This is a genomic window from Lentibacillus halodurans (assembly GCF_900112045.1).
GTDB lineage: Bacteria > Bacillota > Bacilli > Bacillales > Amphibacillaceae > Lentibacillus > Lentibacillus halodurans.
The window spans coordinates 265,109-277,199 of record NZ_FOJW01000003.1; the positions used below are offsets into that span (position 1 = coordinate 265,109).

The window sequence follows — 12,091 nt, forward strand, 5'->3', positions numbered from 1 at the left end:
CTTAGTTTCCGATTACTTCCTCAACAATGGTTGTGTTGACAAGATCATCATATGGAACATCTTCCGGCAGTTCCCCGGCTTCATCCATTATGTCCTTTAAGTTATTCCATTCTTCCTGATCAAGAATTGGATCAGTTGCGAATGACCCCTGGCTTTTGTAACGGTCAATGGAAGACGCGAGTATTTCTTTTTCCGTATCCTCGAAATAAGGCTGGATAACTTCTGCTATTTCTTCTGCACTGTGCTCCTGTACCCATTGCTGTGCCTGATAGATAGCATTTGTGAAATCTTTAATCGTTTCTTCATTTTCGTTCAGAAAGCTTTCTTTTATCATAAATGTTGTATAGGGAACATGGCCGGATTCTTCACCAAATGAGGCGATAATATGACCTTTCCCTTCCTTCTCAAATGTACTGGCGGTTGGCTCGAATAATTGAACATATTCGGCATCACCGGATGAAAAAGCACCTGGTATGTTAGCGAAATCAACATTTTGTAATAGATTTAAGTCATTATGTGGATCAATGTCATGCTGTTTCAGTACATACTCGCCAACCATTTGCGGCATGCCTCCAACACGCTGCCCTAGAAAAGTGCTGTCTTTGAGTTTTTCCCATGTGAAATCAGGTTTAGGTTCTTTAGCAACCAGAAAAGTGCCATCTGTTTGGGTTAACTGAGCGAAGTTGATGACTTTATCCCTTGAACCTTGTGCATGTACGTAGATAGATGTTTCCGATCCAACAAGTGCAACGTCCACTCCCTCTGACAAAAGGGCAGTCATGGTTTTGTCACCGCCCCACGCTGTCTGAAGCTCAATATCGATACCCTGCTCTTCAAAAAATCCCTGTTCGATTGCCACATATTGCGGAGCATAGAACAGCGAGCGTGTCACTTCAGCCAAATGGATGGTCGTTTTTTCATTGGCGGAACTGCAAGCTACCGTAAAAATAAGCAATGAACAACATAATAAAGCAAAACCGAAACGCTTAACCATAGTATTCGTTCCTTTCACGTTGAGTTATCTTATGTCGTCATATTATGCCTTTTCAAAAAATGTGTGAATGCCTAGATCAAAGATATGGATATCAGCGTGGAAAGAAAATAATGAACCAGCTGTTTCAGATGGGAATAGCCGATTGATAAGAAAAAGTGATCAAGTTGCATTCTGACAAAAAAACCGGCCTCCATTATCGAGACCGGCTGTCAGCATGAAGCTACCTATATTTTCCTTCATATGTTAAATCCTTTTGGGATGAGGAAACAAAATGATAAAGTTATCCTTTATATACTGGACCTGCGTTACGGATTGTCTCGCTTGCGTGTGTAAATTTACTGAAGTTGTCATGAAACTTCATGGCGAGTGCCTGTGCTTCCATCTTATATGCTTCCTTATCGGTCCATGTGTTTTTGGGCACCAATACTTCATCCGGAACACCCGGCACATGCATCGGGATTTCCAGACCGAAAATATGATCCATTACTGTTTCGATATGATTCAGCTCACCTTCCAGCGCAGCGTGGATCATTGCGCGCGTATAAGAAAGTTTCATGCGCTTTCCGACACCATACGATCCGCCGGTCCAGCCAGTATTTACTAAAAATACATTTGAATGATACTGGTCAATTTTTTCACCGAGCATTTCAGCATATCTGGATGGTGGGAGCGGCAGAAACGGTGAGCCAAAACAAGCGGAAAACGTCGCTTGCGGCTGGGTTACGCCGCGTTCGGTTCCGGCCAGTTTGCTTGTATACCCGCTCAGGAAGTGGTACATTGCCTGCTCTTTTGTCAGCTTGCTGATTGGGGGCAGTGTACCCGATGCATCTGCTGTCAGGAAAATAATCGTATTCGGGTGACCCGCAACACTTGGTGAAACAATATTATCGATATTTTCAAGCGAGTATGCCGCCCGTGTATTTTCTGTCAACGATGTGTCTTCATAATCCGGTTCACGTGATGATTCATTCAGGATGACGTTTTCCAGTACGGAGCCGAAACGGATAGCATTGTATATTTGCGGCTCTTTTTTCTGTGACAGGTTGATGCATTTTGCATAACAGCCACCTTCAATATTAAATATACCGTTTGGACTCCAGCCATGTTCGTCATCACCGATAAGAAGCCGGTATGGATCGGCGGACAGCGTTGTTTTACCTGTTCCGGAAAGACCGAAGAATAAGGCGACATCCCCTTCCTGACCGACGTTTGCCGAACAATGCATCGGTAAAATACCTTTTTGCGGCAACAGGTAGTTCATCACTGAAAAAATCGACTTTTTAATTTCCCCTGCATACTCGGTTCCGCCAATTAAAATGATCCGTTTTTTTAATGAAATCAGGATAAATGTTTCGGAATCTGTACCGTCAACTGCCGGATTCGCTTTGTACGTCGGAGCAGATATAACGGTGAATTCAGACTGATGTGCCTTTAATTCCTCGTCTGTCGGGTTAATAAATAATTGACGTGCAAACAAATTGTGCCATGCATACTCATTAAAAACTTCGATCGGCAGCCGGTGGTTTGGATCAGACCCCGCAAATCCTCTGAAATGGAATAATTCATCTTTATCGTGCAAATAAGCCGTAACTTTTTTCAGTAGTTTGTCAAAAGATGCTTCATCGATGGACTGGTTTACGTCTCCCCAGTCAATCAATTGTTCACAGGCATCATCACGTACAATATATTTATCATTCGGTGAACGGCCTGTGTACTTTCCAGTGGTTGCACAAACTGCTCCGGTAGCACTCAGGACACCTTCGTTGCGTGAAAGAATTTTTTCGACTAATTGCGGCACTGCAAGGTTCGTCTGTATATGATGATGGGTAAGCAAGTCTTGTGTTAAAAGTGCCTCTTCTTTCGTTTTCATTTTAAATACCTGCCTTTTAATGGATTCAGTCAAAACAATCTGATCATCTAAATTTGTTTATTAGTATAACACATTAAATAAATTAGTCCATACTAATTTTATAAATAATTATATGAAATTTCCATGTGAATGTTATGAGCTCCGTAAAAAAGTTGACATCACATGGGGAATTCGATACGATTAAATGCGAGCGGATACTCTCTTATTCGGAGTTGGTGGAGGGACAGACCCGATGAAACCCGGCAACCATCACAAATTGTGAAAAGGTGCTAATCTGGTGCAAGGTAAATCCTTGATCAATAAGAGCGAAAGGCCTCATTTCCTTTCCTCATCGTGCAGGGAAGGTTTTTTTGTTTTCAAAGGATGTTTGGTCACCAAAGACTAAGTGGTGAATAGACTTTTTACCAGATAGGAAAGCATAAAGCTTCCATATCTGCATAAGTGAAACGTTGGCTTTCGCCATAAAGCTTGGCGATAAACCAGGTTTTCCCATAAATTTAAACTGAAAAGACAGAGTTCCGTACCATACTTAAGGGAGGATATGGCCACATGGCTGTAAAACGTCGTTTGTTCACATCTGAATCTGTTACGGAAGGACATCCGGACAAAATTTGTGATCAAATTTCAGATGCGATATTGGATGAAATTTTAGCAAAGGATCCAAATGCCCGTGTTGCATGTGAGACAACCGTTACAACAGGATTGGTACTGGTATCGGGAGAAATCACAACAACGACATATGTGGATATTCCTGCGATTGTTCGCCAGACGATTAAAGATATCGGCTACACCCGGGCAAAATTCGGCTTTGATGCTGAAACGTGTGCAGTGCTGACGGCGATTGATGAGCAGTCACCTGATATTGCCGGCGGTGTTGACACCGCTTTGGAGGCACGGCAGGGGAAAATGAACGATGAAGAAATTGCTTCCATTGGAGCTGGTGACCAAGGGCTGATGTTTGGTTTTGCGTGTAATGAAACAGAGGAACTGATGCCGCTGCCGATTTCCTTGGCACACAAGCTGGCCAAACAGCTAGCTGATATACGCACTGAAAATACGTTAGACTATTTGCGTCCTGATGGCAAAACGCAGGTCACGGTTGAATATGATGAACATGATGTTCCCCTCAGAGTGGATACAATCGTTATCTCGACACAGCATCATCAGGATGTGACAACAGAACAAATTGAGGAAGATATGATTGAGCATGTGATTCGTCCGGTTGTGCCGGCGAACCTGCTGGATGAAACAACCAAATATATCATTAATCCGACCGGCCGGTTTGTCATCGGTGGTCCGCAGGGTGATGCAGGACTGACAGGCAGAAAAATCATTGTCGACACATATGGCGGTTATGCACGTCACGGCGGTGGCGCATTCAGCGGAAAGGATTATACGAAAGTCGACCGTTCGGCAGCTTATGCAGCACGCTACGTTGCGAAAAATATTGTGGCAGCAGGTTTGGCAAAAACATGTGAAGTGCAGCTTGCCTATGCAATTGGCGTCGCAGAACCCGTATCGATTTCCGTCAATACGTTTGGTACGGGTACTGTGAGCGAAGAGGGACTTGTAAAGGCAATCCGGAAAATATTTGACCTTCGTCCAGCCGGTATCATCCGTATGCTCGATCTGAAAAAGCCAATCTTTAAAAATACCGCTGCATATGGTCATTTTGGCAGAACAGATATCCTGTTCTCATGGGAAAAAACCGACAAAACGGAGGAGTTGCAGGCACTGGTGAAAAGTGAATCGTGAAAATCAGGAAAGATGCGGATGGTTCCGCATCTTTTTTTGAACGATGGATCAAACAATGATAAAAGCTGGAAAATCGCTGATTAACGAAAGAATCAATTCATGTCAACCGCTTAGTCGAGATGATCTGACAGCTCTTTATAATATTGTCCCTTTTCCACATATGATTGATAAACACGCGCCATTTCCTGATAATCTGTTTCAATCAAATCACGGACGACTTTTGCTGGTCTCCCCATGGCAAGTGTATGCGGCGGGATCTTTTTACCCGGTGGTACAAGGCTTCCTGCACCGATAAAAGCGTTCTCTCCGATTTCCGCACCGTCCAGAATAATGGATCCCATACCGATAAGGGCGTTGTGGCGGACAGTGCATGCGTGCAATGTAACCTGATGTCCGACCGTCGCATAATCTTCTATCGTAACCGGCAAACCCGGGCTCTGATGAACGAGGGATAAATCCTGAATATTAACGCCTTTTCCGATTCTTGTCGGTGCTACATCCCCGCGAATCACGGTATGAAACCATATACTTGACTGTTCACCAATTGTCACATCACCAATGACGTCAGCATCATGTGCGATAAAGACGGATTGGTGAATATCTGGCTGTTTGTGTTTGTACGATTGAATCATTTGAATCCCCCTTTAAAGTATGGTGATATATGTAGTATAGCAAATAATTCTGATTTGTACCGAATGATCGGAGGAATGGGTGTTGGCATACAACATACCGAAAACACCTTTTACATTAATGACAGCCGTCTACCGTAAAATTTTTCCGGTGGTTAATACGGAATTGGCTTTCTGGCAAAAACGGGCAGGTGAAATACCGAATGAAGAATTGCGGCAGCAGGCATTGGCAAGCATAGACTCGAAACGGTTCCACTGTTTGGGTGGTGCTGTGTATGCGCTCCTTGCCGGCTTCGGCTGGCATGAAGCGATCAGGTTTATTGTCGCATATCAGACGATCAGTGATTATTTGGACAACCTGTGTGACCGAAGTACTTCACTGGATCCGAATGATTTTCGTTTGCTGCATGAAGCGATGGCTGATGCACTCAGCACGGATAACCCGATTCGAAACTATTATGAATTACGACCGGAGCAGTCGGATGGGGAGTATCTGGCAGACTTGGTACGCACGTGTCAAAAAACAATGCGGCGTTTGGAAGTACACGATGCCATCCGCCAGCATTTGCTGAAACTTGAACAGCTATATGCTGACTTACAGGTACATAAACATGTCAAAGAGGAAGAACGCATTCCAAGGTTGGTTAACTGGTATGGGGAAAATAAGCATGGGTCATCATTGTTCTGGTATGAATTTTCAGCGGCTGCAGGATCAACGCTAGGAATCTTTTGCCTTGTTTCCTATGCATTGGGCGGGAAAATGACAGCCAGTCTGGCAGAACAAGTAACTGCCGCCTACTTCCCGTTTATGCAGGGATTGCATATTTTGCTGGATTATTATATTGACCAGCAGGAGGATAAGATTGAGGGAGATTTGAATTTTTGCAGTTATTTTGAAAGTCAGCAACTTATGAAAGAACGGTTCAGATATTTCATCGATCAAGCAGACAGTCATATTCAGGCGCTTCCGGACCGGCGTTTTCACGAGATGGTCCATCACGGGCTTGTAGGCCTCTATCTGGGAGATCCTAAAGTAAAGAAGCTTGATGGCGGGGGGGAAATGACCAGCTGCTTACTGCAAATAAGCGGTTATCAGGCACGTTTTTTTCACTGGAATACAAAACTGTATCATTGGAAGCAAAAAACCCGGTCATGAATTGAACCCGGGCTTTGTATATCAGTTTCTTTTTTGGACGGCCAGAATAAACGGCGGATCGTTTTTTTGATTGATAAAACCGTAGTACAGAACGTGATAAAGTTTCTGATCCAGCAGGCGTACGTAGCGCATAAGCTGCTCCCTTTCCAGGTCCCCGCCATTATGTCCATGATAGACGACCAGAACGACGATGCCGTTTTGTTTCATATGCGACAAGATTCCCTCGATTGCCAATATGGTCGTTTCGCTTCGGGTAATGACTGATTTGTCACTTCCGGGGAGATAACCAAGGTTAAAAATCGCCCCGCCGAGTCTTGTCAGTTTGTCAACTGGTATATGGTGCACAAAGTTGCTGTGGCTGTCTTTTATAATCGTTGTGTTGGTTAAACCATTTTGCGCAAGAACGCGTTCGGTGTTTGTGATGGCCTGATCCTGTATGTCAAATCCGAACACATGCCCATCCTTACCGACAAGCCGGCTCAGGAAAATGGTATCATGTCCGTTTCCGCATGTCGCATCGATGACCGTATCCCCTTTATTGACGGCTCCTTCCATTAAATAATGTGAATAGTTTATGATTCCTTTTAGCATAATCGGCTGTACTCCTTTATTAACTGTATATCATAGTTTAGCATGATCACTGTGTCGATGGAAAGAATGGGCACCGTATTATCTTGACAAAGACTTCCATATTGGGTAAACTTCAAAATGTATAGGAATGAACGACTATGAAAAGGATCAGTAGTAAACTCACTCAGGTAAAGCGAGGCAGTGGCCGGTGAAAACTGTCCCTGAAAGTTTGTGAACTCGCCTTTAAGTTGCAGAGATGAATTTGCGTAGTCTTTGCCGTCAAATCCGCGTTAAGGAAACAAGTGAGCACATATTGTCGTGTTAATTTGGGTGGTACCGCGGGAGAAGCTTCTCGTCCCTCATTTTTGGGATGGGTGGCTTTTTTATTAGGCAAATTTTCCCTAATTATACAAGACATGGTGGTATATCGTTGTTCAAGATAACTTGCATTGGCTTTACAAATGAATACAAGGAGGAAATACAATGAGTTTCAACCATCAGGAGATTGAGAGAAAATGGCAAAATTATTGGGCTGAACATAAAACATTTAAAACGAATACTTTTTCGGACAAGGAAAAAGTTTATGCGCTGGACATGTTCCCGTATCCTTCGGGGGTAGGACTGCATGTCGGTCACCCGGAAGGATATACGGCAACGGATATTTATTCACGGATGAAGCGAATGCAAGGGTATGAAGTGCTTCATCCGATGGGCTGGGATGCATTTGGTTTACCTGCTGAACAATATGCCATTGATACGGGCAACAGTCCGGCTGCATTTACAGAACACAATATTGCCACGTTCAAACGGCAAATTAAGGAATTAGGGTTTTCCTATGACTGGGACCGCGAAATCAATACAACAGACCCGAACTATTACAAATGGACGCAGTGGATTTTTACAAAGCTTTATGAAAAAGGACTTGCCTATATGGATGAGGTTCCGGTCAATTGGTGTCCGGCGCTCGGTACAGTTTTGGCAAATGAAGAAGTGATCGACGGCAAGAGTGAGCGCGGTGGTCATCCGGTTGTCCGGAAACCGATGAAGCAATGGATCCTGAAAATTACCGAATATGCAGATCGGCTTTTGGGAGATCTGGAAGACTTGGATTGGCCGGAAAGCATTAAAGATATGCAGCGGAATTGGATCGGGCGTTCTGAAGGTGCCGAAATCACGTTTAACATTGAAGGGCACGATGAACGGTTCACTGCATTCACAACACGTCCCGATACATTGTTCGGTGCCACTTATGCTGTTTTTGCACCTGAACATCCACTTGTCGAAAAAATAGTCACACCAGAACAGCAGGAGGCCGTAAATGCTTACTGGAAAAAAATTGAAACAAAATCAGATCTGGAGCGCACAGATCTGTCGAAGGAAAAAACAGGTGCTTTTACCGGCGCATATGCCATTAATCCGGCTACAAATGAGAAAATGCCGATCTGGATTGCTGATTATGTCCTGATGAGCTATGGAAGCGGGGCAATCATGGCAGTTCCCGGGCATGATGAGCGTGACTATGAGTTTGCACAAACATTTGATCTGCCGATTAAAGAAGTCGTTGCCGGCGGTGATCTATCCAAGGAAGCTTATGTTGACGACGGGAAGCACATTAATTCGGACTTTTTGAACGGGCTGAAGAAAAATGAAGCCATTGCCAAAATGATTGAATGGCTAGAGGACAATGAAAAAGGATCAGGGAAAGTGACCTATCGTCTTCGTGACTGGCTTTTTTCTAGACAGCGTTACTGGGGAGAACCGATCCCGGTTATACATTGGGAAGATGGATCAATGAGTGCCGTACCAGAAGCAGACCTGCCGCTTGAATTGCCGGAACTGGATGAAGTGAAGCCATCCGGAACAGGCGAATCACCACTTGCCAATAGTGACTGGGTTAACGTGACTGATCCGGAATCCGGGATGAAAGGCCGCCGTGAGACGAATACAATGCCGCAGTGGGCCGGCAGCTGCTGGTACTTTTTACGGTTTATTGACCCGAATAACCCGGACCAGCTGGCCGATCCAAAAGCACTCAAAGAATGGCTGCCGATTGATATATATATTGGCGGTGCTGAGCATGCGGTGCTGCATTTACTGTATGCCCGCTTCTGGCATAAATTTCTGTATGACATCGGCGTTGTGCCAACGAAAGAACCATTTATGAAATTGTTCAACCAGGGTATGATTCTTGGAGAAGGTAATGAAAAAATGAGTAAATCAAAAGGCAATGTGGTGAATCCTGATGATGTTATTTCATCACATGGTGCGGATACATTGCGTCTTTATGAAATGTTTATGGGCCCACTGGATGCAGCTGTTGCCTGGTCAACAAACGGCCTGGACGGATCCCGGCGATTTCTGGATAGGGTATGGCGCTTAGTAGTAAATGAGAATAGGAAATTGTCTCAAAAGATTGTGGATACAAATGAGGCATCTTCACTTGAAAAAATTTATCATGAAACGGTTAAAAAGGTGACGGAGGATTTTGAACACCTGCATTTTAATACCGGCATTTCACAACTGATGGTGTTCATTAATGAATGCTATAAAGCAGATGAAATTCCTCAATCATATATAGAAGGCTTTGTCAAAATGCTTTCACCGGTTGCTCCGCATATATCAGAAGAACTGTGGGAACTGCTCGGGCACGATGATACCATCACTTATGAAAAATGGCCGGAGTACGATGCGTCAAAATTAGTGCAAGATGAAGTTGAAATTGTCCTCCAGGTTATGGGCAAAGTCCGGGCCAAAATGAATGTGGCAAAAGACATTTCAAAAGAAGAGCTTGAAAAACAAGCACTGGAAAATGAGCGGATTCAGGAACATCTTAAAGGGAAAACTGTTCGCAAGGTGATTGTTGTCCCTGGAAAATTAGTGAATATCGTGGCAAACTGAATATATGGTGAAGCATATCAAAAGGATTTCTGTGATATTGTTGCAGAGATCCTTTTTCTTGCAGTTTTAAGGCAGTATATAAGAATACCAAGGATGAAAGTATGAAAAAACTTTTTCGATCTCACTTCTGAAATCAAATCGATTAAGCTGGCACCCATTCCGTCTTTAAAATAATCCATTTATCATTTTCGTAATACCATAACGTTTCAACTGTCCCCAATTCGTCTGCTTGATATGCACCACTGATCTGCTGATGACTTTTTAAGCCATATCCTTTGCGTTCACTGATTTCAACAGGCTCAAAGAAAGCAATTGGGGCGATCAATGGCGATGTATTGTCAATCAGTTTTCCGTTTTCGTCATAGATGCCGAGTTGGACATATTCAGAAGACCGATCTTTGATATTGACAACATTTGGTTCCTGTTCATGGTCAATTTGTATTTCAGCTTGAAAATTATCTTTGAATTCGGCATGAAGGTATTCCTGCTTTGGCAGTGGTATCTCTTGTAATTGTTTGTTCTTTAATGTGTGCAATTGGTAATGATGCAATCCACCGTTTCCGCCTGTTGCACTTTGGTAAAATATATCTTTCACACCGTCATGGTTCAGGTCATAGAATTGAATGTCAGGTTCATATCCACCTTCGTAAAGGATTTCCCATTCCTGACCATCATTATCTGAAATGGCAGCCCATATTTCAGCATAGTAATCTGAATCCGGTGCAAATAATAAACCTTCTAATTCAATCGTTTCTTCAGTAGAATCGTCTGTGACATCCTTATGATGTTCCGCAAGCTGCTGTGAAGAAGGTTGATTGTCCTCCTCCGACGCAGCGATGACTGGAATAAACAGACCGATCAACACTGCGATAAACGTAAACAATCTCATTTGATATCACCTCAAATGTGCAGTTGCTATATTTTGTGCTGTATAGTTGCAAACTATACATTCCAAACGTTATGATCAATAAAAGGAAACCTTGTCATTGAAGGATCGCCCACCCATGTTTCAATCAAACAACAACTGTATAAAGATCGGAAAATGGTGAAGAGGCTCTAGGTAGAAAAGGTTTATTTAGATAGGAGGATAAAATATGGATCATATTAATAAAGTAACACCTGAAGAAGTGAAAAAATTGATGAAGGAAGACAATGATACCGTTGTTGTGGATGTGCGGGAAGATGAAGAAGTAGCACAAGGTATGATCGAAGGTGCCAAGCATATACCACTGGATAAAATCCCTTATTCCGTAAATGAATTGGATAAAAATAATCATTATATTCTTGTATGCCGGTCAGGTAATAGAAGTATGAAAGCAGCATCATATATGGATGAACGTGGTTTTAAGGTATCCAATATGGAAGGCGGCATGCTGGGCTGGGATGGAGAAGTGATTGTTTAGCTTCCTTGGACTGGAATAAATTTCTATCCATTCATGATGATTTTGTTTTTATTGATTGTTGACTTTTTTTGGCTGCAGTAGTAATATTGATCTTGCTGTTGAAAAACAGCTAACAAAATAAATTGGACATTGATGAGGGTCAAAAAAAGTTATTGACAGCCATCGTCAATGGTGATATAATTTTTATGCTGTCGGCAAAAGACGACGGTGTTTGCTCTTTGAAAACTGAACAAAACAGCCAAGAAAGATGCCTAAACAGATGTCAGAGGCAGGGAGCTAGAAATCGGTTATATGCCGATGAGAGCTTCTTAGAACCCCTGAATCAATTTTTGAAGCTGAGATATTGATAAGGCTGATCGGTGTCAGTCTTATGACAACTTTATTGGAGAGTTTGATCTTGGCTCAGGACGAACGCTGGCGGCGTGCCTAATACATGCAAGTCGAGCGCGGGAAGCAAACTGAAATCTTCGGATGGACGTTTGTGGAACGAGCGGCGGACGGGTGAGTAACACGTGGGCAACCTACCTGTAAGACCGGGATAACTCGCGGAAACGCGAGCTAATACCGGATAACACTTTTGGTCGCATGATGAGAAGTTGAAAGACGGCTTTGAGCTGTCACTTACAGATGGGCCCGCGGCGCATTAGTTAGTTGGTGAGGTAAGAGCTCACCAAGGCAACGATGCGTAGCCGACCTGAGAGGGTGAACGGCCACACTGGGACTGAGACACGGCCCAGACTCCTACGGGAGGCAGCAGTAGGGAATCATCCGCAATGGACGAAAGTCTGACGGTGCAACGCCGCGTGAGTGAAGAAG

At 43.5% G+C, this 12,091-nt stretch carries 9 protein-coding genes, 1 rRNA gene, 1 riboswitch and 1 other annotated feature; of the genes, 5 read left to right on the plus strand and 5 right to left on the minus strand.

Annotation, left to right across the window (positions count from 1 at the left end; all coding sequences use genetic code 11):
• Nucleotide 1 precedes the first annotated feature (1 nt).
• Complete coding sequence (locus BM195_RS05680) at nucleotides 2–994, minus strand: ABC transporter substrate-binding protein (RefSeq protein ID WP_090234924.1); 993 nt, start codon at nucleotides 992–994, stop codon at nucleotides 2–4.
• Between the two features lie 280 nt (nucleotides 995–1,274).
• Nucleotides 1,275–2,864, minus strand: a complete 1,590-nt coding sequence (gene pckA, locus BM195_RS05685; RefSeq protein ID WP_090234926.1) for a phosphoenolpyruvate carboxykinase (ATP) — start codon at nucleotides 2,862–2,864, stop codon at nucleotides 1,275–1,277.
• 199 nt (nucleotides 2,865–3,063) lie between these two features.
• Nucleotides 3,064–3,170, plus strand: a riboswitch (SAM riboswitch).
• Between the two features lie 243 nt (nucleotides 3,171–3,413).
• Between pckA and metK the strand changes: the two genes are divergently transcribed.
• Nucleotides 3,414–4,619 (plus strand): methionine adenosyltransferase, encoded by a 1,206-nt coding sequence (gene metK, locus BM195_RS05690; protein ID WP_090234929.1) that lies wholly within the window; start codon nucleotides 3,414–3,416, stop codon nucleotides 4,617–4,619.
• Nucleotides 4,620–4,729: 110 nt separating this feature from the next.
• Here metK and BM195_RS05695 read toward each other — a convergent pair whose 3' ends face one another.
• Nucleotides 4,730–5,251 carry a gamma carbonic anhydrase gene (locus BM195_RS05695; RefSeq protein ID WP_090234931.1) on the minus strand — a complete coding sequence of 174 codons (522 nt, stop codon included), beginning with the start codon at nucleotides 5,249–5,251 and terminating at the stop codon, nucleotides 4,730–4,732.
• Nucleotides 5,252–5,333: 82 nt separating this feature from the next.
• Here BM195_RS05695 and BM195_RS05700 point away from each other — a divergent pair, with 82 nt between their 5' ends.
• Entirely contained in the window at nucleotides 5,334–6,404 is a 1,071-nt protein-coding gene (locus tag BM195_RS05700; RefSeq protein ID WP_244535672.1) for a tetraprenyl-beta-curcumene synthase family protein, read from the plus strand.
• A gap of 21 nt (nucleotides 6,405–6,425) precedes the next feature.
• Here BM195_RS05700 and mnmM read toward each other — a convergent pair whose 3' ends face one another.
• Nucleotides 6,426–6,995, minus strand: a complete 570-nt coding sequence (mnmM, locus tag BM195_RS05705) for a tRNA 5-(aminomethyl)-2-thiouridylate-methyltransferase MnmM (protein ID WP_090234934.1) — start codon at nucleotides 6,993–6,995, stop codon at nucleotides 6,426–6,428.
• 128 nt (nucleotides 6,996–7,123) lie between these two features.
• Nucleotides 7,124–7,337 (plus strand) — a binding site (T-box leader).
• 120 nt (nucleotides 7,338–7,457) lie between these two features.
• Between mnmM and leuS the strand changes: the two genes are divergently transcribed.
• Nucleotides 7,458–9,872: a leucine--tRNA ligase gene (gene leuS / locus BM195_RS05710; RefSeq protein ID WP_090234936.1), complete on the plus strand. Its 2,415-nt coding sequence runs from the start codon at nucleotides 7,458–7,460 to the stop codon at nucleotides 9,870–9,872.
• A gap of 142 nt (nucleotides 9,873–10,014) precedes the next feature.
• On the opposite strand, the gene BM195_RS05715 is transcribed toward leuS, so the two are convergent.
• Nucleotides 10,015–10,761, minus strand: coding sequence for a hypothetical protein (locus tag BM195_RS05715; protein WP_090234940.1), 747 nt, complete (start codon nucleotides 10,759–10,761; stop codon nucleotides 10,015–10,017).
• Nucleotides 10,762–10,966: 205 nt separating this feature from the next.
• On the opposite strand from BM195_RS05715, the gene BM195_RS05720 reads away from it, so the two are divergent.
• Nucleotides 10,967–11,275, plus strand: a complete 309-nt coding sequence (locus BM195_RS05720; RefSeq protein WP_090234943.1) for a rhodanese-like domain-containing protein — start codon at nucleotides 10,967–10,969, stop codon at nucleotides 11,273–11,275.
• A gap of 379 nt (nucleotides 11,276–11,654) precedes the next feature.
• A 16S ribosomal RNA gene (locus BM195_RS05725) occupies nucleotides 11,655–12,091 on the plus strand; the annotation flags it as partial.